Genomic DNA, 24,208 nt, shown 5'->3' with positions numbered 1-24,208 from the left:
GGGCCCGGGTGACGTTCCGTCAACTTGTGAGCGTCCCCCCGGTACGGCTCCCGACCCTCCCAGTGCCGGTGGGTGGTGGTCCCGCATCATCGGTCCCGCCACCCGAAGGAGTGAACATCGCCGGGGAGTTGGCGGGCAAGTTCCCCCGGCTCGTGCCGATGGCCCGCCCGGTCGGCCGGTTGGACGTCGGCGACGCGCTTTGGCAGTATTCGCCGCCGCGCTTCCCCACTCACGATCATTCCATGCCAAACCCGGCGCCCGGGCTGGAGGGTCCGGGTCGTACGGCGACCATTGTCGGCCTTTCGCGGATCTCGTGGAGGGCTCGTGCAGACTGGCCGAATGCGTACGGAACTCGTCTCCGAGCCCGGCCATCCCTCCCGCCCCAACGAGGACTTCGCGTCGGTCGCGCTTCCCGCCGGGGGACAGGGCGGTGCCGTGGTCCTCCTCGACGGCGTGACACCACCGCCCGCCGACTACGGCTGTCGACATTCGGTCGCATGGTTCACCTCCCGCCTCGGCGGCGCGCTGACCGAACTGTCCCTTTCGGAACGGGATTCGCCCCTGACCGCCGTCCTTGCGCAGGCCATCTCTCGTACCGCCGGGGCGCACGCCCAAACCTGTGACCTTTCTCACCCAAGAACCCCGCAGGCCACAGTGGTTCTGGCGCGGTGGTCGGAGGAGACGCTGGAGTACCTGGTCCTCTCCGACTCCGCGCTGCTGTTCGAGGGGCCGGACGGGCTCGTGACGACGGTGCTGGACGACCGTCTGTCCCGGCTCCCGCGGGCCTCCCTCGCCACCGCCGCGATCGCCGACTCGACGGTCCGCAACAAGGAGGGCGGCTTCTGGACGGCGGCGGCCGACCCGGCCGTGGCGGCGCGGGCGGTGACGGGGGTCGTCCCGCGCGAACGGATCCGGGCCGTGGCCGCCTTGAGCGACGGGGCGACCCGTTGGGTGGACATGTTCCGCGAGGGCGGCTGGGAGGACTGCTTCACGTACGTACGCAAGGAGGGCGCGGCCGCCCTGGTGGAGCGGGTACGGGACCTGGAGGACGCCGACACCGAACGCCGCTTCCTCGGCCGGGCGAAGACCCACGACGACGCGAGCGTGGTGTACGCGGAGCTGTGAGGCGCACGGCGGGCCGGATCGGGCCTCGACGAACGGCGGGCCGGATCGGGCCTCGACGAACGGCGGGCCGGATCGGGCCTCGGCGAACGGTCAGCCGTCGGCGCCCCGGTTCAGCTGGTGCAGCAGGCGCGCGAGTTGGGCCACCTCGTCGCGGTCCCAGTCGGCCAGTTGGCGTACGTACGCCACCCGCCGGGCGTCGCGCACCGCGCGGAACCGGGCCCGCCCCTCGTCCGTGAGGTGGACGAGCCAGGCGCGGCCGTCGGCCGGGTCGGGTTCGCGGGCGATGAGGCCGAGGTGTTCCAGGGCGCGCAGCTGACGGGACATCGTGGCCTTGCCGACGCCGATGTACGCGGCGAGTTCCGTGGCGCGCAGCCGTCCCGTCTCGTCGAGCCGGGCGAGGAGGCCGTACGCGGCGGACTCCAGGTCCGGGTGGACCGCCCGGGCCATCTCGCCGGACTTGGCGCGGGCGCGCCGCAGCAGGACCGTCAGTTCCCGCTCCAGCGCGAGGAACGCCTGGTCCATGCCGCCGGTCGGCGTCCCGGGCCCGATGTCGCCCCGGCCGCCGTTTCCGCCCTCGTCCTGCACGTCAGCGCTCCTGATCCCGGTTCCGCGTCGCCGAAGAGTTGCCGAAAGTCTCCGCCGCGGACCGCCGTCGCGGGCGGCGCCGTAAGTATTCCGCAGGTGAGGGGTGGCGCGGACCGCCGGGAACGCGCGTGTGACCGGCGGCGCCCGTGCTGGGGCGCCCAAGGGAGAGGCCCGGGCCTCCCTCACGGGACCCGGGCCTTCCCTCGTCCGGCGGATCTCCGTCACGTCACCGCCGGAGCTTCGCGGGGCCGCCCGTGTGCGGGGCGGCCGTACCGTCGTGCGGTCGTCAGGCGGCCGCCGGGACCGCCACCTCCGCGGGCGCGAGGGCCAGTTCCAGCACCTGGCGGACGTCGGTGACGGCGTGGACCTCCAGCTTGTCGAGGACCTCGGCGGGGACGTCGTCCAGGTCGGGCTCGTTGCGCTTGGGGATGATCACCGTGGTGACCCCTGCCCGGTGCGCGGCGAGCAGCTTCTGCTTGACGCCGCCGATGGGCAGGACCCGACCGGTGAGCGAGACCTCACCGGTCATCGCCACGTCCGTGCGGACCAGCCGGCCGGACAGCAGCGAGGCCAGGGCCGTCGTCATGGTGACACCGGCGCTCGGTCCGTCCTTGGGCACCGCGCCCGCCGGGAAGTGGATGTGCACGCCCCGGTCCTTCAGATCGGCGACGGGCAGTTCCAGTTCGGCGCCGTGCGAGCGCAGGAAGGAGAGCGCGATCTGCGCGGACTCCTTCATCACGTCACCGAGCTGCCCGGTGAGTGTCAGCCCCGCGGCGCCCGTCTCCGGGTCGGCCAGCGACGCCTCGACGTAGAGGACGTCGCCGCCGGCGCCGGTGACCGCGAGCCCCGTGGCCACACCGGGGACGGCCGTGCGCCGCTCCGCCGGGTCCTGGGCGGACTCGGGCACGTGGTGCGGGCGCCCGATGAGTGCGCGCAGGTCGGCGTCGGTGACGGTGAACGGCAGCTCCCGCTCGCCCAGTTCGTGCTGGGCGGCCACCTTGCGCAGCAGCCGGGCGACCGACCGCTCCAGGTTCCGCACCCCGGCCTCGCGGGTGTACTCGCCGGCGAGCTTGCGCAGCGCGCTCTCGTCGAGGGTGACCTCGTCGGCGTCGAGGCCGGCCCGCTCCAGCTGCCGCGGCACCAGGTGGTCGCGGGCGATGACGACCTTCTCGTCCTCCGTGTAGCCGTCCAGCCGGACGAGCTCCATACGGTCGAGCAGCGCGTCGGGGATGGCTTCCAGGACGTTCGCCGTGGCGAGGAAGACGACGTCGCTGAGGTCCAGCTCCACCTCCAGGTAGTGGTCCCGGAAGGTGTGGTTCTGGGCGGGGTCGAGGACTTCGAGCAGCGCGGCGGCGGGGTCGCCCCGGAAGTCGGAGCCGACCTTGTCGATCTCGTCGAGCAGGACGACGGGGTTCATCGACCCCGCCTCCTTGATGGCGCGGACGATACGGCCGGGCAGCGCGCCCACGTAGGTGCGCCGGTGGCCGCGGATCTCCGCCTCGTCCCGTACGCCGCCGAGGGCGACGCGGACGAACTTGCGCCCCATGGCGTGCGCCACGGACTCGCCGAGGCTGGTCTTGCCGACGCCGGGCGGCCCGACGAGGGCGAGCACGGCACCGCCGCGCCGGCCGCCGACGACACCGAGCCCGCGGTCGGAGCGCCGCTTGCGCACGGCGAGGTACTCGGTGATGCGCTCCTTCACGTCCTCCAGGCCCGCGTGCTCGGCGTCCAGGACACTCTTGGCGCCCTGGATGTCGTAGGCGTCCTCGGTCCGCTCGTTCCACGGCAGTTCGAGCACGGTGTCGAGCCAGGTGCGGATCCAGCCGCCCTCGGGGGACTGGTCGCTGGAGCGCTCCAGCTTGTCGACCTCCTTGAGCGCGGCCTCCCGGACCTTCTCGGGCAGGTCGGCGGCCTCGACCCGGGCGCGGTAGTCGTCGGACTCCTCGCCCTCCTTCTCGCCGTTCAGCTCGCGCAGTTCCTTGCGGACGGCTTCGAGCTGACGCCGCAGCAGGAACTCCCGCTGCTGCTTGTCGACGCCCTCCTGGACGTCCTTGGCGATGGTCTCGGCGACATCCTGCTCGGCGAGGTGGTCACGGAGCTGCTGGGTGGCGAGCTTCAACCGGGCGACCGGGTCGGCCGTCTCCAGCAGCAGCACCTTCTGCTCGGTCGTCAGGAACGGCGAGTAGCCGGAGTTGTCGGCCAGCGCGGAGACGTCGTCGATCGCCTGCACCCGGTCCACGACCTGCCAGGCGCCGCGCTTGCGCAGCCAACTGCTGGCCAGGGCCTTGTACTCGGTGACCAGTTCGGCGACATGGCCGGGCAGCGGCTCCGGCACGCTCTCCTCGACCCGGGTCCCCTCGACCCACAGTGCGGCCCCGGGCCCTGTGGTCCCGGCCCCGATCTTCACGCGGCCGCGTCCCCGGATGAGCGCGCCCGGGTCACCGTCGGCGAGCCGGCCCACCTGCTCGACGGTGCCGAGCACACCGGTGGCCGCGTACGCGCCGTCGATCCGCGGCACCAGCAGCACCCTCGGCTTGCCGCGTTCCGCCCGCGCCGCCGCCTGCGCGGCCTCCACCGCGGCCCGTACATCCGTGTCATTGAGGTCCAGCGGCACCACCATGCCGGGCAGCACGACCTCGTCGTCGAGCGGCAGTACGGGCAGGGTGAGCGGTGCGGACATCGAAGCCATGATCTCTCCCTCGGCATTCAAGTTGAGCTCTGCCGACTCAATGCACGTGAGCCCGTGAATGTTCCCCGGGGCCCGGGCCGTTCGCTGTGGGCGATCAGGGAAGGGACCACGGACAGGCGGCCACCCACTGACACACCCCCACCACAGGTAATAGTCTGTACACCCATACACCCATTACGGATGACGGACGTGCCACACCTACACGGGGGGGCGACAGTGGACGGAATCGTGCGGGCCTGGGTCGACGGCTGGGTCGTCTCGCGGGGCGCGGCGCCCCCGGTGGTGGAGCCCTGGGGCTGCACGATCGACAACGGAACGGCCGCCCACGTCACCCGTCATGTCCTCGCGGGGACCCATGACGACGTCGAGGAGGAGACGGTCCGGAAGGTGGCCGGCGCGGTCACCGGGGCCGGAGTGTGGCTCAAGGTCTTCGCCGACGCGTCGCGAGTCGCCCCCTGCCTGGGCGAGGGCTGGTGGGTGGACCCCGAGCCGGGCTGGCTGATGACCGCGCCCCTGGGGACACCGGAAGGCCCGGCCGTCACCGCCCCGGAGGGCTACCGCCTGCGCACCTGGGCCCGGGGAGGCGTGATCCGCGCGATGGTGGCCGCACCCGACGGCTCATGGGCCGCTCGCGGTCAGATCGCCCCGACGGGGCGGACCGCAGTCGTCGACCAGATAGAGACCTCCGCGTCCCACCGCCGCCGGGGCCTCGGCACGCTCGTCATGCGCACCCTGACCCGGGCGGCGTTCGAGGAGGGCGCGGAGGTCGGCGTACTGAGCGGCACACCGGACGGCCGGGCCCTGTACGCGTCCCTCGGCTGGACGACGGTCGCCCCGCTGACGAGCGCGAGGTTCGACGGCCGGCGGTGAGACGGCCGACCTGCCGATCGGGGGCGCCGCCCCTCCTCCGCGCGGGGCTCCGGTTCCGCTAGGGCCTGTCGACCCTAGGCCGGGACCTTCGCCGGACGCGCCGGACCCGGGGGCGGGGCCGCGTCGTGGGTCAACGCCGCGTGTCGCCACCGCCGTACCACCGGCCAGCTGGCGACCCCTATCGCGAGGGCGATCAGGTGCCCCCAGTCGGTCATCGGGTCCGTGAACGACATCAGGTCGTCCACGAGCATCCAGCCGAAGGCGAGCAGCAACGGCCAGCGTGACCACCACGGCAGCAGGGCGGCCAGCGCGCCCACGCACGCCGCCACGCCGAAGCTGATCCCGTAGTCGAGGCGGTGGAGGGAGCTGCCGGGAAGCCCGCCGGTCAGGACGGAGACTCCGACCGGGATTTCGGTGGCGAGAGTGGCGAGCACATGCCCCAGCAGGAAGACCAAGGCCGTCCGCCGGCCGCCGATCCGGCGCTCCAGCGCGGTGAGCACCAGCACGAAGCCGAGTGCGTACGGCGACACCATCCCGCCGGCGATCCACAGCGCGCTCGCGACGAGCACCGGCACCGGGGCGCCCACGAGGTGCGCCACGTCCGTACTGAAGCCCTGGTGGAGGGCGTGGACGACGGCCGGGTCCGCGTACTCGGTGATGAGCGAGGTCAGCAGCAGGACGGCCAGGTACCAGAAGGTGAAGGGCGTACCGGCGGGGGTCGGGAGCAGCCGCCAGGGGTGCGGAAGGGAGCCGGGTGCGGGGGTGGGACGCGCGCGACGGCTGGAGGAGACCGGGCCGCCGCCGCCCCGGCTCCCCGAGGGCGCGAGCCTCTCGCGACTGAGCCCTGACGGCTTCGGCAGCTCCGCCTGCTCCGCACCGGGCCCCAGCGGCTCCGGCGATCCCGCCTGCTCCACGCGAGACCCCAGCGGATTTGCCAGCCCCGCCCGCTCGACACCAGGCCCCAGCGACTCCGCCAGCCGCGCCCGCGCGGCACCGGGTCCCGACGGGCCGGCCTCTCCCCCGCCCCGTACCGGCGTCACCGCGCCCGGCTGGCGTGGGATTCCGTTCAGGAGCGGCCCGGCAGCCGACGGTGTCACGTCGGTCCGGTCCGGCCCTGTCCCGGTCTCCACGCCATCCAAGATGAAGCGCTCCCTCCGTTTGGCTCCACCTTCGGCATCCCGGCACCCCCTGTCTGTGACCTGCGCCACTTTCGCCGGGATTCACAGCAATCCGACAACCTCACCCGTCCATCGAGAGCGCTCGCAACACCCGCTCCACGTACGCCCGGAACCGTCCCGCCAGGTCGAACCCCGGCGGGTCCAGCACCCATTGGATCCGGAGTCCGTCCAGCACGGCGGTCACCTCCTGCGCGACGGCGACAGCACCGGCATCCGTGTCCGGCCGCAGTTCGCCGGCGTGCGCCGCCCGCCGCAGCACCCCCGCCATGACCTCCACCAACTCGGCGTACCGGTGGGCGAAGTACGCGTGGGCGGGATGCCCGGGGTTGCCCGCCTCCGCCGCCAGGACGTTGAGCATGCGCGTCTGCCCCGCCCGCGCGCTGTCGCGCTCGGCGAGCCGCACGAGCATCGAGAACATCTCCCGGGCCGACTCGAACTCGTACGCGAGGAACCCCTCCAGGTCGGTCGCGTGCGCGCGTTCCAGCACATGGAGGAGGAGGTCCTCCTTGGAGGGGAAGTGGTGCAGCAGGCCGCCCTGGGTGATGCCGGCGTCCCTGGCGATGCGGGCGAGGGAGGAGGCGTGGAAGCCCCATCGGGCGAAGTGGTCGACGGCCGTGTCGAGGATGCGCTGCCGTCGCTCGTCGCCGACGGCGTACGAGCCGCGCAGCGTCCGGGTGGCGGGCGGCGTCCGTCTGCCGGGTTCGTCGGCAGACCCCTCGGGCGTCCGGTTCCGCGCCATGCCCGCCACCCTAGCCCTCCCCCCTCCCACCTCGACGTCCGACATGAACCGTCGGTTACACGAGTCACTCGCCCTGTCGATCAAGCGGTTCGCCTGGTGATTCTGGCCACGTGACCAAAACCTAGTACCTACTCGGTTTTGCTGCTTCCCTGAACAGGCCTGCGCCCCGCCCCCCTACGCACCTCCGTACCCCCATGTACAAGGACTGCCGGATGCCCACCCCCGACTACCGCGACCCGAACCTTCCCGTCGAGGGACGGGTGGAGGACCTGCTGGCCCGGATGACGCTCGCGGAGAAGGCCGGCCAGCTCTTCCACACCCCGCTCACGATGAACGAGGACGGCACGCCGGCCGAAGGGGGCGGCTCCCTTCCGTACGGCACCACCGAGCTGGTGACGGACGGTCATCTGGCCCACGTCCAGCTCATGGGCCGGTACGGCGTGCGGGAGACGGCGGAATGGGTGAACCGGCTCCAGGCGCTCGCCGCGGACACCCGGCTCGGCATCCCGGTCACCCTCTCCACCACCCCGCGCCACTCGTACACCGACCAGCGGGGCGCGTCCTTCGCCACCGACCCGTTCTCCGCCTGGCCCGAACCGCCGGGCCTCGCCGCGATCGGCGACGCGGAGCTGATGGAGCGGTTCGGCGACACCGTCCGGCGCGAGTATCTGGCGGTGGGCTTCCGGGTCGCCGTCCATCCGGCGGTCCGCTTCGGTCACGACCTCGCCACCGGCCATGGCGGGCGCGGGGCCGACCTGCCCGGCACCTTCGGCTCGTCCGCCGAACTGACGGGCGACCTCGTCCGGGCGTACGTGCGCGGCCTCCAGGGCCCACGGCTCGGTCCGCGCTCCGTCGCCGCCATGCTCACGCACGTCCCCGGCGGCGACCGGTCCCTCGCGCCGGTCGAGGCGGCCGTCGACGCCGGGTGCTCACGGCTGATGCCGCATCCCGCCCGACCATTCGGGACCGGGGACGGGGAGCCGGCCGGCATGGGCGTCGGCTTCGGCGTCGTCGGCGACGGCTTCCGCTTCGGCCGTGACCCCCTGCCCGGCCCCCTGCCCGAACGCCTCGGCTTCGACGGCATCGTCTGCACCGCCCCCGGCCTGCTCACCGCCCCGGCGATCCCGGGCGAACCGCACGGGGAACGGGGCGGCGAACACCTCCCCCTCGCCGAGCGCGTGGCGAGGGCCCTGGACGCGGGCGCCGACCAGTTCGGCGGCGAGGGGTGCCCCGACGTCGTCGTGGAACTGGTGCGCATCGGCCGGATCTGCGAGGAGCGCGTCGACGCCTCCGTGCGCCGGTTGCTGCGCGAGAAGTTCCGGCTCGGCCTCTTCGAGAGGCGCTACGTCGACCCGGACCGGGCCGAGGAGACCGTGGGCGCGCCCGAGTTCACCGCCCTCGGCGCCACCGCCCAGCGCCGCTCCCTGACGATCCTCACCAATCAGTCCCTGCTGCCCCTCACCGACCGGCCGAACCTGTACGTCGACGGCGTCGGCGCGCAGACGGCGTCCCTGTACGGCAACGTCGTCGCCGATCCGGCCCACGCCGACGTCGCCGTACTGCGGCTGCGGACACCGCACGAGCGGCTGCGGGAGGTCCTCGCGCTGCTGGACGCCGTCCCCACCCTGGTCTGCGTCACCCTGGAACAACCCGCCGTGCTCCCGGAGATCGTGGCGAGGGCGGCCGCACTCGTCGTCGACTACGGGGCGTCCGACACGGCGTTGCTCGACGTGGCCTTCGGCCGGGCACGGGCCGAGGGGCGGCTCCCCTTCGAACTCAGGTGCCCCACCGCCGTGGTGGAGGAGTCCGGGCCGGACGTGCCGAACGCCGACGCCACCGGGACACCCCTCTTCCCGCACGGGCACGGCCTGGAGATCTGAACACGCCCCGTCGCGACGGACGACGCTCCGAACACGTCAAGCCCCGCCGGGGCGGTCGTAATTCAGCCGCCGTCGCGCGCGGGACGCGTAAGGATGGAGAGATGACCACCATCGACGTCCCCGAAGTCATCGACCGGCGCGAGGGCCCCTACGGCGAGGTAGTCCTGCGGCGGCACGGCGAGCTGTTGCAGATCATCGCCAACGGGTGCTTCCTGATGGACACCTCCGACGGGCGCTCGGAGCGCCTGCTGGTCGACGTTGCCCTCGACGCGCTGACCGGGCGTTTTCAGCCGAGTGTGCTCATCGGCGGCCTGGGCGTGGGCTTCTCGCTCGCACACGCCGCGGCGAACCCGAGTTGGGGCGCGATCACCGTCGTGGAACGCGAACCGGCCGTCATCGACTGGCACCGCGCGGGCCCCCTCGCCGACCTGTCCGCGGAGGCGCTCGCCGACCCGCGGACGGAGATCGTGGAAGCCGATCTCGTCGAGTACGTCAATGAGACTTGCGCCACGTTCGACGCGCTCTGCCTGGACATCGACAACGGGCCCGACTGGACCGTCTCCGACAGCAACGAAAACCTGTACTCACCGGCCGGATTGGCAAGCTGCGCAAGGGTGTTGAACCCCGGCGGAGTGCTGGCCGTGTGGTCGGCGCAGCCTTCCCCGGAATTCGAGGAAACCTTGGGGAATGCCGGGTTCCATCAGGTGCGTACCGAAGAGATCCCCGTTGCCCGAGGAGTTCCGGACGTGGTGCACCTCGCGGTCCGACCTGGATAGCCCTGGCGTGGTGACTGCCCGTACCCTGCTTGCCTGGCGCCGATCATTCAAGCGTCAATCGCAGTCATGCGCAGCCATGCGTAGTCAAGGGATCACCCCACGGATTCCGGAAAGCAACTCAGGGGCGGGCGATGGAGCAGACACACACCTCCCACAACGGCACGACGGCGACCCCGGGCGCACAGCGCCGGGTGCTCGTGGTCGAGGACGACCCGACGATCGTCGACGCCATCGCGGCCCGCCTGCGCGCCGAGGGTTTCGTCGTGCAGACCGCGTCCGACGGCCCGGCGGCCGTCGACACGGCGGAGGCCTGGCAGCCCGACCTGCTGATCCTCGACATCATGCTGCCCGGCTTCGACGGCCTGGAGGTGTGCAGGCGCGTCCAGGCGCAGCGGCCCGTCCCCGTGCTGATGCTCACCGCGCGGGACGACGAGACGGACATGCTGGTCGGGCTCGGCGTCGGCGCCGACGACTACATGACCAAGCCGTTCTCCATGCGCGAACTGGCCGCGCGCGTCCATGTGCTGCTGCGTCGCGTGGAGCGGGCCGCGCTGGCCGCCACCACCCCGCGCTCGGGCATCCTGCGCCTCGGTGAGCTGGAGATCGACCACGCGCAGCGCCGTGTCCGGGTGCGCAGCGAGGACGTTCACCTCACCCCCACCGAGTTCGACCTGCTCGTATGTCTCGCGAACACGCCGCGTGCCGTACTCTCGCGCGAACAGCTGCTCGCCGAGGTCTGGGACTGGGCGGACGCGTCCGGGACGCGCACCGTCGACAGCCACATCAAGGCGCTGCGGCGGAAGATCGGCGCGGAGCGGATCCGCACGGTGCACGGTGTCGGGTACGCCCTGGAGACCCCGACCCCCTGAGCCGCGTCCGCACGGCGCGCGTCGTACTCGCGTAGGCACAGGGGACTGGTGGCGATATGAGCGGAGTCGGTGACCCACGGCCGGGAAACCTCGGTGACGCACAGTCACGGAGGGTCGCGGGCCCGCTGGGCGGTCTGCGTCCCTTCTCGATCAAGACCAAACTGGGCACGCTCGTCGTCGTCTCCGTCCTGATCACCACGGGTCTGTCGATGATCGCCGTGCACACCAAGACGGAGCTGCGCTTCATCACGGTGTTCTCGATGATCGCCACACTGTTGATCACGCAGTTCGTGGCGCATTCGCTCACCGCTCCGCTGGACGAGATGAACGCGGTCGCCCGGTCCATCTCGCGCGGCGACTACACCCGGCGGGTCAGCGAGAACCGCCGGGACGAGCTGGGCGACCTGGCCCACACGATCAACCTGATGGCCGACGAGCTGGAAGCCCAGGACCGGCAGCGCAAGGAGCTCGTGGCGAACGTCTCCCACGAGCTCCGCACGCCCATCGCGGGCCTCAGGGCGGTGCTGGAGAACATCGTGGACGGCATCGCGACCGCCGACCCCGAGACGATGCGCACGGCGCTGAAGCAGACGGAGCGGCTGGGCCGGCTGGTCGAGACGCTGCTGGACCTCTCCCGCCTCGACCACGGCGTCGTCCCGCTCCGCAAGCGCCGTTTCGAGGTGTGGCCGTATCTGTCCGGGGTCCTCAAGGAGACCCAGATGGTGGCGAGCGCGCGTGGGGGCATGACCTCCGGCTCCGGCAGCCACACCCGCAAGGACGTCCACCTCCATCTCGACGTCCACCCCCCGGAGCTGACCGCGCACGCCGACCCCGAGCGCATCCACCAGGTGGTCGCCAACCTCATCGACAACGCGGTCAAGCACAGCCCCCCGCACGGCCGTGTCACCGTCAAGGCCCGCCGCGGGTCCACGCCGGAGTCCCTGACCCTCGAAGTGCTGGACGAGGGCCCCGGCATCCCTGAGTCCGAGTGGCACCGCGTCTTCGAGCGCTTCAACCGCGGTGCGGTGAGCCGGCCGCACGGCCCCGGCAGCGACGGCGGAACCGGCCTCGGCCTGGCCATCGCCCGCTGGGCCGTCGACCTCCACGGCGGTCGTATCGGGGTCGCCGAGTCCCCCAAGGGCTGCCGCATACAGGTGGCCCTGCCGGGAGCACCGCCCGCCCGCTCCCCTCAGCCGTAGGGGCTCCGCAGCAACAGAGTCCGCGTGTTGAACCGGTCGGCCGACTGCCGCGCCGTCGTGGCAGCTCGCGCAGTTCCCCGCGCCCCTTGGCGGCGCCGGGCGCGACCCAGGCCCTCAAGGGGCGCGGGGAAGTGCGCGACAAGCCACAGCGCGCCCGCAGGACAACACACGCACCGATCGCCCCGGGATCGCGGCGCCCGGCGGCAGCCCCGACGCCGGTACCCACCTTCCCGTGGCCGAATCCCCTCCCCTTTGCCAGATTTCGCTCACCCTCCCAGGGCTTACATCTCTGCCAAGTTGACGTAAAGTTCGAACCGGAGCCACAAGATCCACGGTCGATCCGCGTCGACGGACACGTGTGATCAGGGGCGTTCAGCCGGTCGGCCGCGCGTTCATCGCCGCAGGCCCCGGCCGACGCATGCCCGATCTGTGCCCACCGCACCCATTCCGGACCGGAACCCCGCTTGTTTCCCGCCATTTCCAGCCCCGAAACACGCATTCCGATGTGACTTACGCGACGATGAAGGGGCTCGACCTGACCTTCCCGGCCACGGAGGCGTAGCCTTTATTCCCGCTGTCCATCACCTTGTGAAGCGGAAGAGGGCGGTTGCCGCCGTGTCGCCACAGTCCCCCAGTAACTCGAGCATCTCGACCGACGCAGACCAAGCGGGTAAGAACCCCGCCGCGGCCTTCGGTCCGAACGAGTGGCTCGTCGACGAGATCTATCAGCAGTACCTCCAGGACCCGAACTCGGTGGACCGAGCCTGGTGGGACTTCTTCGCCGACTACAAGCCGGGGGCTGCCGCCGCCTCGGCTCCGGCGGGTACTGCGGCGAAGGGGGCCCCGGCGACCACCACGCCCGCGGCGCCCGCCGCCCCGGCCCAGGCCGCCCCCGCGGCTCCGGCCGCGCCCGCTCCGGCCGCCGCGAAGCCCGCCGCCGCTGCCCCGGCCCCGGCCGCCGCGAAGCCCGCGGCCGCCGCGCCGGCGAAGCAGGCCGCTCCGGCCGCTCCCACCGAGGGCCCGGAGCTGATCACGCTGCGCGGCCCGGCCGCCGCCGTCGCGAAGAACATGAACGCGTCGCTGGAGCTGCCCACGGCCACGTCCGTGCGCGCCGTCCCGGTGAAGCTGCTCTTCGACAACCGCATCGTCATCAACAACCACCTGAAGCGCGCCCGGGGCGGGAAGATCTCCTTCACGCACCTGATCGGCTACGCGATGGTGCAGGCCATCAAGGCGATGCCGTCGATGAACTGGTCCTTCGGTGAGAAGGACGGCAAGCCGACGCTCATCAAGCCGCCGCACGTCAACCTCGGTCTCGCCATCGACCTGGTCAAGCCGAACGGCGACCGCCAGCTGGTCGTCGCGGCGATCAAGAAGGCCGAGACGCTGAACTTCTTCGAGTTCTGGCAGGCCTACGAGGACATCGTCCGCCGCGCCCGCGACGGCAAGCTGACGATGGACGACTTCACCGGCGTCACGGTCTCCCTGACCAACCCCGGCGGCCTCGGCACCGTCCACTCCGTGCCGCGTCTGATGCCCGGCCAGTCGGTGATCATGGGCGTCGGTTCCATGGACTACCCGGCCGAGTTCCAGGGCACGAGCCAGGACACCCTGAACAAGCTCGGCATCTCGAAGGTCATGACGCTCACGTCGACCTACGACCACCGGGTGATCCAGGGCGCCGCCTCCGGCGAGTTCCTCCGCCAGGTCGCGAACCTGCTGCTCGGCGAGAACGGCTTCTACGACGACATCTTCGAGGCCCTGCGCATCCCCTACGAGCCGGTCCGCTGGCTCAAGGACATCGACGCCAGCCACGACGACGACGTCACCAAGGCCGCCCGCGTCTTCGAGCTGATCCACTCCTACCGGGTCCGCGGCCACGTCATGGCCGACACCGACCCGCTGGAGTACCGCCAGCGCAAGCACCCCGACCTCGACATCACCGAGCACGGGCTCACCCTGTGGGACCTGGAGCGCGAGTTCGCGGTCGGCGGCTTCGCCGGCAAGTCCCTGATGAAGCTCCGCGACATCCTCGGCGTCCTGCGTGACTCGTACTGCCGTACGACCGGCATCGAGTTCATGCACATCCAGGACCCGAAGCAGCGCAAGTGGATCCAGGACCGCATCGAGCGCCCGCACACCAAGCCGGAGCGCGAGGAGCAGCTGCGCATCCTGCGCCGGCTGAACGCGGCGGAGGCCTTCGAGACCTTCCTGCAGACGAAGTACGTCGGCCAGAAGCGCTTCTCCCTGGAGGGCGGCGAGTCCGTCATCCCGCTGCTCGACGCGGTCATCGACAGCGCCGCCGAGTCGCGCCTGGACGAGGTCGTCATCGGCATGGCCCACCGCGGCCGCCTGAACGTCCTCGCGAACATCGTCGGCAAGTCCTACGCGCAGATCTTCCGCGAGTTCGAGGGCAACCTCGACCCGAAGTCGATGCACGGCTCCGGCGACGTGAAGTACCACCTGGGCGCCGAGGGCACGTTCACGGGCCTCGACGGCGAGCAGATCAAGGTCTCCCTGGTCGCGAACCCCTCGCACCTGGAGGCGGTGGACCCGGTCCTGGAGGGCGTCGCCCGCGCCAAGCAGGACATCATCAACAAGGGCGGCACGGACTTCACCGTCCTGCCGGTGGCCCTCCACGGCGACGCGGCCTTCGCGGGCCAGGGCGTGGTGGCCGAGACCCTGAACATGTCGCAGCTGCGCGGCTACCGCACCGGCGGCACGGTCCACATCGTCATCAACAACCAGGTCGGCTTCACCGCGGCCCCCGAGTCCTCCCGCTCGTCGATGTACGCGACGGACGTGGCGAGGATGATCGAGGCCCCGATCTTCCACGTGAACGGCGACGACCCGGAGGCCGTGGTCCGCGTCGCGCGGCTCGCCTTCGAGTTCCGCCAGGCGTTCAACAAGGACGTGGTGATCGACCTCATCTGCTACCGCCGCCGCGGTCACAACGAGTCGGACAACCCGGCCTTCACCCAGCCGCTGATGTACGACCTGATCGACAAGAAGCGCTCGGTGCGCAAGCTCTACACCGAGTCCCTCATCGGTCGCGGCGACATCACCCTGGAAGAGGCCGAGCAGGCGCTGCAGGACTACCAGGGCCAGCTGGAGAAGGTCTTCACCGAGGTCCGCGAGGCCACGTCGCAGCCGGCCGCCGCCCCGTCCCACGACCCCCAGGACGGCTTCCCCGTCTCGGTGAACACCGCGGTCACGGCCGAGGTCGTCAAGCGCATCGCCGAGTCCCAGGTCAACGTCCCGGACCACATCACCGCCCACCCGCGTCTGCTGCCGCAGCTCCAGCGCCGGGCGTCGATGGTCGAGGACGGCACGATCGACTGGGGCATGGGCGAGACCCTCGCCATCGGCTCCCTGCTGCTGGAGGGCACCCCGGTCCGCCTCGCGGGCCAGGACTCGCAGCGCGGCACCTTCGGCCAGCGTCACGCGGTGATCATCGACCGTGAGACGGGCGAGGAGTTCACGCCGCTGATGTACCTCTCCGAGGACCAGGCGCGCCTGAACGTCTACAACTCGCTCCTGTCCGAGTACGCCGCGATGGGCTTCGAGTACGGCTACTCGCTGGCCCGCCCCGACGCGCTCGTGATGTGGGAGGCCCAGTTCGGCGACTTCGTCAACGGCGCCCAGACGGTCGTGGACGAGTTCATCTCGTCGGCGGAGCAGAAGTGGAACCAGACCTCCGGCGTCGTCCTGCTCCTCCCGCACGGCTACGAGGGCCAGGGCCCGGACCACTCCTCGGCCCGCCCCGAGCGGTTCCTCCAGCTCTGCGCGCAGAACAACATGACGGTCGCCATGCCGACCCTCCCGTCGAACTACTTCCACCTCCTGCGGTGGCAGGTGCACAACCCGCACCACAAGCCGCTGGTGGTCTTCACCCCGAAGTCGATGCTGCGTCTGAAGGCCGCCGCGTCGAAGGCGGAGGAGTTCACGACGGGCGAGTTCCGCCCGGTCATCGGCGACGACTCGGTCGACCCGGCCGCCGTCAAGAAGGTCGTGTTCTGCGCCGGCAAGGTCTACTACGACCTGGAGGCCGAGCGGCAGAAGCGCGGCGCCACGGACCCCTCGGCCGCCGAGACGGCGATCATCCGCCTCGAGCGCCTCTACCCGCTGCCGGGTGCCGAGGTCCAGGCGGAGATCAAGAAGTACCCGAACGCCGAGAAGTACCTGTGGGCCCAGGAGGAGCCGGCGAACCAGGGCGCGTGGCCCTTCATCGCCCTCAACCTGATCGACCACCTGGACCTGGCGGTCGGCGCCGACGTCCCGCACGGCGAGCGTCTGCGCCGCATCTCCCGCCCGCACGGCTCGTCCCCCGCCGTGGGATCGGCCAAGCGGCACCAGGCGGAGCAGGAGCAGCTGGTGCGTGAGGTGTTCGAGGCGTAAGCACCCTCGAAGGCATCCGCAGGCGGCCGGGCCGCACCCCTTCCGAGGGGTGCGGCCCGGCCGTTTTCCCGCACTTATCCTTGACCCATGTACTTCACGGACCGTGGCATCGAGGAACTGGAGAAGCGGCGCGGCGAGGAGGAGGTCACCTTCGAGTGGCTCGCCGAGCAGCTGCGGACCTTCGTGGACCTGAACCCGGACTTCGAGGTGCCGGTGGAGCGGCTGGCGACCTGGCTGGCGCGCCTCGACGACGAGGACGACGAGTAGGTTCCCCGGTCGGTCGCGGCGAAGGGACAGTGGCGCGGCGGGGTCAGTCGCGGGGGCGTGAGAGGTCGTACGTCAGGCCGAGGCCGCCGTGGGCGACCAGGAGGGCGCCCGCCGCGGTCCAGCCGCCGCTGCGGCGGCGCAGGCCCCAGGCCGTGAGGGGCAGGCCCGCGAGGAGCTGCGCGGTGGCGAGCGCGCGGGCCCGTGACGTGCCCGCCCAGGGCAGCCAGGGGCCGAGACGGCCGCGTTCCAGCGCGTCGAGCTCCGTGCGGACCGCTCCGCGCCAGCCGGTCCATTCGATGCGCTGGGCGTCCGGCTGGACGCGGGCGACCTCCCGGAGCCTGTCCGCGGGTTCGCCGGGAGTGAGACCGGCCGGGAGGGCCACACCCGCCCGGGCCAGGACCGCGAGCAGGCCCAGCAGCCGGGCGCGGGCGTCCGCCGACGGGTCCGCCTTGGTGAGGTCGTAGAGGGGCTGCGCGTCGAGGACCGGGTCCAGGCCGAGCCGCGCGGCGAACGTGCGCATCGCCTCGTCCTCGCCGACCGGGGTGCCGTTGGCGAGCCATACGTAGCCGACGGTGCGGCGGAAACCCGCGGCCAGGGTGTAGCCGCCGCGGTCCGCGTCCCACCACAGGGCCAGGACGGGCCAGGGAGCGCCGACGGCGAGCGCGGTGGCCCAACCGGTCAGCACCCGGTCGACAGGCTCTCCTCCCTGCACCCAGGGCTTCCCCTCGGGCACGAGGGCGCTCCACTCGGGGCCGGCCGAGGTGAGCAGCATCCGCTCCCCGAGGAGCTGCGCGACAGGGGCGACGGTTTCCCGGCCCCCGCGGCAGAGCAGCAGCCCACCGGGCGCGGGTCGGGGGCGCGGGGATCCCGGTGTGCTTTCCGTCGACATGACCCCACGCTAGGGTGATTTGCCCGGATTCATCCTGCGGGATCACCAGATCGGGTGTCTTGACTTCCGACGGGCGCGATATATCGTGAATAACGTGAGACGCGATATGGCGCGTTGCACAGTCCTGTTCGGTCTGCCATGAGGTGAGGGGCGGTCTCTCGTGAGGCCGGTCCGTCATGAGGTCGGCTTGTCATTGGGGGTCAGCACATGTCCGAGTGGTCCGTCGCCGAACCACGGAAGCTCACATTCGACGAACCGGTGACAGCGCTCCAGGTGCGCGTCGTCAACGGCACGGTGAACGTCGTGGGCACCGACGAGAGTTCCGCCCGTCTGGAGGTGTCCGACCTGGAGGGCCCGCCCCTGACGGTGACGCAGAAGGACGGCACACTGACCGTGGCGTACGAGGACCTGCCGTGGAAGGGCTTCCTGAAGTGGCTCGACCGCAAGGGCTGGCGCCGCACCGCACTGGTCTCCCTCGCCGTTCCGGCGGGCACCCGCGTCGAGGTCGGCGCCGTCGGGGCCACGGCCGTCATCTCGGGGGTGGACGGGCGGACGGAGGTGAAGGGCATCTCCGGCGACACCACCCTGGTCGGCCTGTCGGGACCCGTCCGGGCGACGACGGTCTCCGGGAACGTGGAGGCGCAGGCCCTCACCGGGGACCTCCGCCTGAGCTCCGTCTCCGGTGACCTGACCGTCATCGAGGGATCCTGCCCCACCCTCAAGGCCGACTCGGTGAGCGGCTCGATCATCCTCGACCTCGACCCGGTGGGCGCCCCGACCGAGGTCGGCCTCACCAGCGTCTCCGGTGAGATCGCCATCCGCCTCCCCCACCCCGCCGACGCCGAGATCGAGGCCAACACCGCCAGCGGCACCATCTCCAACGCCTTCGAGGACCTCCGCGTCAGCGGCCCCTGGGGCGCCCACAAGATCACCGGCCGCCTCGGCCGGGGGAACGGCCGCCTGAAGGCCACGACCATCTCCGGCTCCATCGCGCTCCTGCGAAGGCCCCCGGCGGAGGACGAGCCCTGGGACGAGGGCGAGACCGTCGGCGGGGCCGGGCCGGACACCCCGCCGACCGGGCCGTCCGGCGCCGTGACCGACAATGCGACTGCCGATGCCGCCGCCGAGCCGTCCGGCGCCCCCGCGGGCCCCCCGGTCCCCGACGGCACCACCGGCTCCTCGTCCGACGGCCCCGCCGACGGCACGAGCCCCAGCACGACCGACAAGAAGGTGCTCTGACATGCCTCCCGTCTTCGCCCACGGACGCCTGCGGTTGTATCTGCTGAAGCTGCTGGACGAGGCGCCGCGCCACGGCTACGAGGTGATCCGACTGCTGGAGGAACGCTTCCAGGGCCTGTACGCGCCCTCCGCCGGCACCGTCTACCCCCGCCTAGCCAAGCTGGAGGCGGAGGGCCTGGTCACCCACACCACCGAGGGCGGCCGGAAGGTGTACGCGATCACCGACGCGGGCCGTGCCGAACTGGCCGACCGCAGCGGGGAACTGGCCGACCTGGAGCTGGAGATCCGCGAGTCGGTGGCGGAGCTGGCAGCCGAGATCCGGGCCGACGTACGGGGCGCGGCGGGCGACCTGCGCCGCGAGATGCGGGCGGCGGCCTCCGCGGCACGCCAGGCCCCGGGGGCCGGCGCCGGGGAGCACGAGCCGCTCGGGGAGTTCGGGGAGCAGGCCGACAAGGAGGCGTGGCGAGCGGCGAAGGAGGAGATGCGCCGCGTCAAGCAGGAGTGGAAGGAGCAGGCCCGGCGTGCCAAGGACGAGAGCCGCCGCGCCCGCGAGGAGGCCCAGCGGGCCCGCCGCCAGGCCAAGGAGGCGCAGGAGCGGGCGCGCACCCAGGCCCAGGAGGAGCTCCAGCGCATCGCCAAGCGGGTCCAGGACCATGTCCAGGACCACTTCTCCCGCGGCGACTGGCCGACCGGGGTGCGCGAGGGACTGACGGAACTGGCCAAGGAGTTCGGCGAGTTCGGGAAGGACTTCGGAAAGGAGTTCGGCAAGGACCTCGGCTTCGGACGCCCGGGCGCGGGGTCCGGCCCGGACACGGCGGAGGCGACCGGCACGGGCTCGGGTACCGGTTCGGCCACGGGGCCCGGTACGGCACCGGGCGGGCCCGGCAGGACGACTGAGGCGGAGGCCGGCACGGGCACGTGGGCCGGCGTGAGCGAGCACGGGAGCGCGGGCGGGGCGAGGGGCGGCTCCGGCGCCTGGGCGCCGGAGTACTCGACCACACCGGAGGACTTCCCGGGCGCGTATGAACCCTCCTGGGTGCACGAGGCCCCGACGGGCGACCCGGCCCGCGATCTCGACCGGCTCCTGGACCGCTTCCGCGACGACATCCGCGACGCGGCCCGAGACCACGGGGTGACGGAGGACCAGCTCCGTGACGCCCGCCGCCACCTGTCGACGGCGGCGGCCCACATCGGAGCGGCGCTGCGGGCGGCCAAGGGGTAAGGGCGAGAACAAGGAGGCCCACACCACGCGGCGGGGCCTCTCCCCGCGGTCAGCTCGCCCTGGCCTCCCCCGCCCCGTACAGCACACGTTCCAGGGACTCGTAGGTCACTCCGTGGTCGGCGAGGACCTCGGCGGGGACTCCGGGGCGGGTGGTGAGGGCGAGCAGCAGGTGCTCGTCGCCGATGTGACGGTCGCTGTGGGACTGGGCGACGCGAAGGGAGCGGGTGAGCACGTCCTTGGCGTCGCGAGTGAAGGGCCGGTGGCCCGAGCGACGAGCGCGCCCCCTCCTGCCGCCGCGTCCACCACCCGTTCGGCCCAACCGTTCGCCTCCGCCGCGGTCATCGCCGCCAGCACCGCCGGCCTCACCGTCGGCACCACTGTCGGCACCACTGTCGTCCCGGCGCCGCCCCGGCTCCAACGCGCCCGCGCCATGGGCCTCCTCGACGCGGGAGACGATCCGTGCGAGGTCGATACCGAGGTCGGACAGGGCGTCCGCGTCGGCGCGGGTGAGGCCGCCCCGGCGTCGGGCGTCGGCGAGGGCCCGTTCGACGGAGCCCCGGTTGTCGGCCAGCCCCAGCGAGGCGAGGGCGAACGAGGCACGGCTGGCGCGGCGGTCCAGCAGGGCGAGCAGAAGGTGCTCCTCGGCCACCTTGTCGGCGCTGGAGCGTTGCGCGTGGTCGACCGCGGCGAGGACCACGGCACGGGCGTCCTTCGTGAACCGTTCGAACATCAATGCCTCCCGTACTTCTTGTGCACGGCCTGCCTGCTCACACCGAGTTCCGTGGCGATCTCCTGCCACGACCAGCCCTGATTGCGCGCGCTGCGCACCTGTACCGACTCCAGTTGCTCCAGGAGCCGGCGCAGCGCGGCGACGGCCCGCAACCCGATCCGGGGGTCGCGGTCACCGGCCCGCTCGGCGAGATCCGTTGCTTCGGTCATATCGTCAACTTACGTTGACACGGAGCTGTTGTCAACGTTGGTTGACATGACGAAGGCCGGCCCGAGGAGCCGGGCCGGCCGTGGTGTCGCGCGCTCAGCAGGGGCGAGCCGTCAGGGGTTGGTGAGCACGATCTTGCCGAAGAGGTCGCCGGACTCCAGGCGTTCGAAGCCCTCGCGGGCACGGTCGAGGGGGAGCACCTCGTCGATGACGGGGCGGACACCCGTCGCGGCGCAGAACGAGAGGAGGTCCTCCAGTTCGTCCTTGGTGCCCATGGTGGAGCCGACGACCTTCAGTTCGAGGAAGAAGATGCGGGTGAGTTCGGCGTGGGAGGGGCGGTCGCCGCTGGTGGCACCGGAGATGACGAGCGTGCCGCCGGGGCGGAGCGACTTCACCGAGTGGGACCAGGTGGCGGCGCCGACGGTCTCGATGACCGCGTCGACGCGCTGCGGCAGCCGGGCGCCCGACTCCAGCGCCTCGACCGCGCCGAGTTCCAGGGCCCGCTTGCGCTTCGCCTCGTCCCGGCTGGTGGCGTAGACCCGCAGGCCGGCCGCCTTGCCGAGCACGATCGCGGCGGTGGCGACACCGCCGCCCGCTCCCTGGACGAGCACGGAGTCACCCGGACGGACGCCGGCGTTGGTGAACAGCATGCGGTAGGCCGTCAGCCAGGCGGTGGGCAGGCAGGCGGCCTCCGCGAAGGAGAGTTCCGCGGGCTTGGGGAGGACGTTCCAGGTGGGGACGGTGACCAGTTCGGCGAAGGTGCCCTGGTAGCGCTCGGTGAGGATCGAGCGGGGCTCCTTGGGGCCGACGCCGTGGCCGCTCTGGCCGATCACCGAGTGCAGGACGACCTCGTTGCCGTCCTCGTCGACGCCGGCGGCGTCACAGCCGAGGATCATGGGCAGCTTGTCCTCGGCGAGGCCGACACCACGCAGGGACCACAAATCGTGGTGGTTCAGCGAGGCGGCCTTCACCTTGACGGTGGTCCAGCCGGGCCTGGACTCCGGGGCCGGGCGGTCACCCAACTCCAGTCCGTTGAGCGGGTTGTCACGGTCGATACGGGCGGCGTAGGCAGCGAACATGGGCCTGACCATAGGTGTACGCCGCACCCGATGGAACCGCGCGACGCTGTGACACGCGTCCCGCGGGGGCTGCGGGGGGGCTGCGCCCCGCGAAGCCCCCGGTCGGCTGCGGGTGGGTGGGGGTTGCTCGCGCAGTTCCCCGCGCCCCTGGAGGGACGGGCCTGCGGCCCGCCCTCCCCGGAAGGCGGGCCTGACGGCCCGGCCTCCATCAGGTGGCGCCGTTGAAAAGCACGGGGCGCAGCCCCGGTCGCTTCTCAGGGGCGCGGGGAACTGCGCGAGCAACCACGAACCACCCGCACCCGCCGACGAAGGCGCACCCCCGACCCACTAGGCACCCACATCCGCCCCCAGCAAAAAGGCGACCCCGCCCCCACACACGGGGACGGGGCCGCCAAACGCACTCGCGGTACTCGCCTCAGCGGCGAGCGACCCCCTCCGCCCGCGCGGCCGCGGCCACCGCCGCCGTCACCGCGGGAGCGACCCGCTCGTCGAACGGGGACGGGATGACGTAGTCCGCGGCGAGGTCGTCGCCCACGACCGACGCCAGCGCCTCCGCCGCCGCGATCTTCATCCCCTCCGTGATCCGCGACGCCCGCACCTGGAGCGCCCCGGCGAAGATGCCGGGGAAGGCGAGGACGTTGTTGATCTGGTTGGGGTAGTCGGAGCGCCCGGTCGCGACGACCGCCGCGTACTTGTGGGCGACATCCGGGTGCACCTCGGGGTTGGGGTTGGCCATGGCGAAGACGAACGCGCCGTCGGCCATCGAGGCCACCGCCTCCTCCGCGACCGTACCGCCGGAGACGCCGATGAAGACGTCGGCGCCGGCGAGGGCGTCCTCCAGGGAGCCCGTGATCCCGGCCTTGTTGGTGAACCCGGCCACCTCGCGCTTGACGTCCGTGAGGTCCTCGCGGTCCGCGGAGATGATGCCCTTGCGGTCGGCCAGGGCGACATCGCCGATGCCCGCCTCGACCAGCATCTTCGCGATGGCCACTCCGGCCGCGCCGGCACCCGAGATGACCGCCCGGAGCTGACCGATCTCCCGCCCGCTGAGCCGCGCGGCGTTCCGCAGGGCCGCCAGCGTCACGACCGCCGTACCGTGCTGGTCGTCGTGGAAGACCGGGATGTCCAGGCGCTCCTGGAGCCGCTTCTCGATCTCGAAGCAGCGGGGCGCCGAGATGTCCTCCAGGTTCACACCGCCGAAGGACGGGGCGAGCCGGACGACGGTCTCGACGATCTCGTCGACGTCCGTGCAGGCGAGCGCGATCGGCACCGCGTCGACACCGCCGAACTGCTTGAACAGGATCGCCTTGCCCTCCATCACGGGGAGGGAGGCCTCGGGGCCGATGTCGCCGAGGCCGAGGACGGCCGTACCGTCCGTCACGACGGCGACGACGGAGGACTTCCAGGTGTAGTCGTCGACCAGCTCGGGACGCTCGGCGATGGCGGTGCACACCCGCGCGACGCCCGGCGTGTAAGCGAGGGACAGGTCGTCCTTGTCGCGGATCGGCACCGTGCTCTGCACGGCCATCTTGCCGCCGCGGTGCAGCGCGAAGGCGGGGTCGAAGGAGTCGGGGGCGCCCAGGGAATTGAGGGGCTCCCCGTTGCCTTCCTGGCCCGTACTGCCGTCGCTGCTCTCGGTGCGAGGATTGACAATCTCCGCTGCCACTTTTGTTTACCCCTTAAGTCTTCAAGGTTTGAGGGTGACCGCTCCCGGTTCGGGAGTGGGCGGGCACCGCGTAAGGCCCAGGTCAACCGGTACGTACGGCGACACGTATGGGCTCAGACGCGACGGGCGCGCCGCACACGCGCCCTGGGCCCCGGATGAGGGGTGTAAGGAACCTTCTTACCGGACGGACGGTGCCGACGACGAGTCCAGACCCGTTCATACCTTGAAGGTCACAACTCGAAGGTCATTTGCGGCCCAATGGGGGCGCGGTGACTCGTCGACGAATGACGGGACAAGTCGGACCAATCCCGGACAGGCCCCATACGGACAGGTGTGCGGGGTGCGCGGCCGACCCGCATCCTCAGATGCACCGAAGATCTTCCGGCCGGAAGAGAAAAATTCCGCACAGGATCCGGCGCGATCGCACGGTCCGCAGCGGTTCGTAGGTCATTCGGGGGTCACCCGTTATCCGATTTTGACATAGCGGGTCATCTGAATGCACATGCCCGAATGGCAAGATGCCGTAATCACACGAGGTCGCGACACTCGAAGAAGCGTGTCACTCATCGACCTGTCGGCAACTCCACCCATCCCGCCGGAG

At 71.7% G+C, this 24,208-nt stretch carries 19 protein-coding genes; 10 read left to right on the top strand and 9 right to left on the bottom strand.

The annotated features are described in order from the left end of the window. The first annotated feature begins 339 nt into the window (after nucleotides 1–339). On the top strand, nucleotides 340–1,125 hold the full coding sequence (locus ACZ4Z3_RS11315) for a protein phosphatase 2C domain-containing protein (RefSeq protein WP_468500714.1): 786 nt from the start codon (nucleotides 340–342) through the stop codon (nucleotides 1,123–1,125). 90 nt (nucleotides 1,126–1,215) lie between these two features. Here ACZ4Z3_RS11315 and ACZ4Z3_RS11310 read toward each other — a convergent pair whose 3' ends face one another. After that, on the bottom strand, nucleotides 1,216–1,710 hold the full coding sequence (locus tag ACZ4Z3_RS11310) for a MarR family winged helix-turn-helix transcriptional regulator (protein WP_468500713.1): 495 nt from the start codon (nucleotides 1,708–1,710) through the stop codon (nucleotides 1,216–1,218). Nucleotides 1,711–1,996: 286 nt separating this feature from the next. Further along, nucleotides 1,997–4,399 carry an endopeptidase La gene (gene lon / locus ACZ4Z3_RS11305; protein WP_468500712.1) on the bottom strand — a complete coding sequence of 801 codons (2,403 nt, stop codon included), beginning with the start codon at nucleotides 4,397–4,399 and terminating at the stop codon, nucleotides 1,997–1,999. Nucleotides 4,400–4,615: 216 nt separating this feature from the next. Between lon and ACZ4Z3_RS11300 the strand changes: the two genes are divergently transcribed. Beyond that, nucleotides 4,616–5,269, top strand: coding sequence for a GNAT family N-acetyltransferase (locus tag ACZ4Z3_RS11300; RefSeq protein ID WP_468500711.1), 654 nt, complete (start codon nucleotides 4,616–4,618; stop codon nucleotides 5,267–5,269). Between the two features lie 74 nt (nucleotides 5,270–5,343). Here the strand turns inward: ACZ4Z3_RS11300 and ACZ4Z3_RS11295 are convergent, their stop codons facing one another. Both ACZ4Z3_RS11295 and ACZ4Z3_RS11290 read right to left on the bottom strand, forming a co-directional pair. After that, nucleotides 5,344–6,183 carry a rhomboid-like protein gene (locus ACZ4Z3_RS11295; protein WP_468500710.1) on the bottom strand — a complete coding sequence of 280 codons (840 nt, stop codon included), beginning with the start codon at nucleotides 6,181–6,183 and terminating at the stop codon, nucleotides 5,344–5,346. A gap of 325 nt (nucleotides 6,184–6,508) precedes the next feature. After that, complete coding sequence (locus tag ACZ4Z3_RS11290; protein ID WP_468500709.1) at nucleotides 6,509–7,186, bottom strand: TetR family transcriptional regulator; 678 nt, start codon at nucleotides 7,184–7,186, stop codon at nucleotides 6,509–6,511. Nucleotides 7,187–7,398: 212 nt separating this feature from the next. Here ACZ4Z3_RS11290 and ACZ4Z3_RS11285 point away from each other — a divergent pair, with 212 nt between their 5' ends. From ACZ4Z3_RS11285 to ACZ4Z3_RS11260, 6 genes are all read left to right on the top strand, one after another. Next, complete coding sequence (locus ACZ4Z3_RS11285; RefSeq protein WP_468500708.1) at nucleotides 7,399–9,066, top strand: glycoside hydrolase family 3 protein; 1,668 nt, start codon at nucleotides 7,399–7,401, stop codon at nucleotides 9,064–9,066. 101 nt (nucleotides 9,067–9,167) lie between these two features. Next, on the top strand, nucleotides 9,168–9,842 hold the full coding sequence (locus ACZ4Z3_RS11280) for a spermine/spermidine synthase domain-containing protein (RefSeq protein WP_468500707.1): 675 nt from the start codon (nucleotides 9,168–9,170) through the stop codon (nucleotides 9,840–9,842). Between the two features lie 131 nt (nucleotides 9,843–9,973). Further along, nucleotides 9,974–10,711, top strand: coding sequence for a response regulator transcription factor (locus ACZ4Z3_RS11275; protein ID WP_055513578.1), 738 nt, complete (start codon nucleotides 9,974–9,976; stop codon nucleotides 10,709–10,711). A 56-nt stretch (nucleotides 10,712–10,767) separates the two neighbouring features. After that, nucleotides 10,768–11,910 carry a HAMP domain-containing sensor histidine kinase gene (locus ACZ4Z3_RS11270; RefSeq protein WP_468500706.1) on the top strand — a complete coding sequence of 381 codons (1,143 nt, stop codon included), beginning with the start codon at nucleotides 10,768–10,770 and terminating at the stop codon, nucleotides 11,908–11,910. Between the two features lie 615 nt (nucleotides 11,911–12,525). Continuing rightward, complete coding sequence (locus ACZ4Z3_RS11265; protein WP_468500705.1) at nucleotides 12,526–16,308, top strand: multifunctional oxoglutarate decarboxylase/oxoglutarate dehydrogenase thiamine pyrophosphate-binding subunit/dihydrolipoyllysine-residue succinyltransferase subunit; 3,783 nt, start codon at nucleotides 12,526–12,528, stop codon at nucleotides 16,306–16,308. 87 nt (nucleotides 16,309–16,395) lie between these two features. Further along, nucleotides 16,396–16,575 (top strand): DUF6104 family protein, encoded by a 180-nt coding sequence (locus ACZ4Z3_RS11260; protein WP_003992906.1) that lies wholly within the window; start codon nucleotides 16,396–16,398, stop codon nucleotides 16,573–16,575. A 43-nt stretch (nucleotides 16,576–16,618) separates the two neighbouring features. Here the strand turns inward: ACZ4Z3_RS11260 and ACZ4Z3_RS11255 are convergent, their stop codons facing one another. Beyond that, on the bottom strand, nucleotides 16,619–17,464 hold the full coding sequence (locus ACZ4Z3_RS11255; RefSeq protein ID WP_468500704.1) for a hypothetical protein: 846 nt from the start codon (nucleotides 17,462–17,464) through the stop codon (nucleotides 16,619–16,621). A 207-nt stretch (nucleotides 17,465–17,671) separates the two neighbouring features. On the opposite strand from ACZ4Z3_RS11255, the gene ACZ4Z3_RS11250 reads away from it, so the two are divergent. Together ACZ4Z3_RS11250 and ACZ4Z3_RS11245 are read left to right on the top strand one after the other, a co-directional pair. Then, nucleotides 17,672–18,703, top strand: a complete 1,032-nt coding sequence (locus ACZ4Z3_RS11250; protein ID WP_468500703.1) for a DUF4097 family beta strand repeat-containing protein — start codon at nucleotides 17,672–17,674, stop codon at nucleotides 18,701–18,703. A gap of 1 nt (nucleotide 18,704) precedes the next feature. Next, nucleotides 18,705–19,925 carry a PadR family transcriptional regulator gene (locus ACZ4Z3_RS11245; protein ID WP_468500702.1) on the top strand — a complete coding sequence of 407 codons (1,221 nt, stop codon included), beginning with the start codon at nucleotides 18,705–18,707 and terminating at the stop codon, nucleotides 19,923–19,925. 49 nt (nucleotides 19,926–19,974) lie between these two features. Here the strand turns inward: ACZ4Z3_RS11245 and ACZ4Z3_RS11240 are convergent, their stop codons facing one another. The 4 genes from ACZ4Z3_RS11240 to ACZ4Z3_RS11225 form a co-directional block, all read right to left on the bottom strand. Next, complete coding sequence (locus ACZ4Z3_RS11240) at nucleotides 19,975–20,655, bottom strand: Clp protease N-terminal domain-containing protein (protein ID WP_468500701.1); 681 nt, start codon at nucleotides 20,653–20,655, stop codon at nucleotides 19,975–19,977. Then, on the bottom strand, nucleotides 20,655–20,864 hold the full coding sequence (locus ACZ4Z3_RS11235; RefSeq protein WP_055513588.1) for an RNA polymerase sigma factor sigma-70 region 4 domain-containing protein: 210 nt from the start codon (nucleotides 20,862–20,864) through the stop codon (nucleotides 20,655–20,657). The genes ACZ4Z3_RS11240 and ACZ4Z3_RS11235 overlap by 1 nt, the downstream gene beginning before the upstream one ends. A 111-nt stretch (nucleotides 20,865–20,975) precedes the next feature. Continuing rightward, a complete protein-coding gene (locus ACZ4Z3_RS11230) occupies nucleotides 20,976–21,941 on the bottom strand; it encodes a zinc-binding dehydrogenase (RefSeq protein WP_468500700.1) in 966 nt (321 codons plus the stop codon). Nucleotides 21,942–22,356: 415 nt separating this feature from the next. Beyond that, nucleotides 22,357–23,607: an NAD(P)-dependent malic enzyme gene (locus ACZ4Z3_RS11225; protein WP_468500699.1), complete on the bottom strand. Its 1,251-nt coding sequence runs from the start codon at nucleotides 23,605–23,607 to the stop codon at nucleotides 22,357–22,359. Nucleotides 23,608–24,208 lie beyond the last annotated feature (601 nt).

The organism is Streptomyces sp. NPDC030296 (assembly GCF_055572815.1).
The sequence above is the reverse complement of the archived record's forward strand: the minus strand, read 5'-3'. Positions and strand labels throughout refer to the sequence as shown.

What these genes read in the sequence shown, in the direction of transcription:
- ACZ4Z3_RS11240 (WP_468500701.1), bottom strand. Translation starts at nt 20,655, where the DNA reads ATGTTCGAACGGTTCACGAAGGACGCCCGTGCCGTGGTCCTCGCCGCG.
- ACZ4Z3_RS11235 (WP_055513588.1), bottom strand. Translation starts at nt 20,864, where the DNA reads ATGACCGAAGCAACGGATCTCGCCGAGCGGGCCGGTGACCGCGACCCC.
- ACZ4Z3_RS11275 (WP_055513578.1), top strand. Translation starts at nt 9,974, where the DNA reads ATGGAGCAGACACACACCTCCCACAACGGCACGACGGCGACCCCGGGC.
- ACZ4Z3_RS11285 (WP_468500708.1), top strand. Translation starts at nt 7,399, where the DNA reads ATGCCCACCCCCGACTACCGCGACCCGAACCTTCCCGTCGAGGGACGG.
- ACZ4Z3_RS11270 (WP_468500706.1), top strand. Translation starts at nt 10,768, where the DNA reads ATGAGCGGAGTCGGTGACCCACGGCCGGGAAACCTCGGTGACGCACAG.
- ACZ4Z3_RS11280 (WP_468500707.1), top strand. Translation starts at nt 9,168, where the DNA reads ATGACCACCATCGACGTCCCCGAAGTCATCGACCGGCGCGAGGGCCCC.
- lon (WP_468500712.1), bottom strand. Translation starts at nt 4,399, where the DNA reads ATGGCTTCGATGTCCGCACCGCTCACCCTGCCCGTACTGCCGCTCGAC.
- ACZ4Z3_RS11250 (WP_468500703.1), top strand. Translation starts at nt 17,672, where the DNA reads ATGTCCGAGTGGTCCGTCGCCGAACCACGGAAGCTCACATTCGACGAA.
- ACZ4Z3_RS11255 (WP_468500704.1), bottom strand. Translation starts at nt 17,464, where the DNA reads ATGTCGACGGAAAGCACACCGGGATCCCCGCGCCCCCGACCCGCGCCC.
- ACZ4Z3_RS11230 (WP_468500700.1), bottom strand. Translation starts at nt 21,941, where the DNA reads ATGTTCGCTGCCTACGCCGCCCGTATCGACCGTGACAACCCGCTCAAC.
- ACZ4Z3_RS11245 (WP_468500702.1), top strand. Translation starts at nt 18,705, where the DNA reads ATGCCTCCCGTCTTCGCCCACGGACGCCTGCGGTTGTATCTGCTGAAG.
- ACZ4Z3_RS11315 (WP_468500714.1), top strand. Translation starts at nt 340, where the DNA reads ATGCGTACGGAACTCGTCTCCGAGCCCGGCCATCCCTCCCGCCCCAAC.
- ACZ4Z3_RS11260 (WP_003992906.1), top strand. Translation starts at nt 16,396, where the DNA reads ATGTACTTCACGGACCGTGGCATCGAGGAACTGGAGAAGCGGCGCGGC.
- ACZ4Z3_RS11290 (WP_468500709.1), bottom strand. Translation starts at nt 7,186, where the DNA reads ATGGCGCGGAACCGGACGCCCGAGGGGTCTGCCGACGAACCCGGCAGA.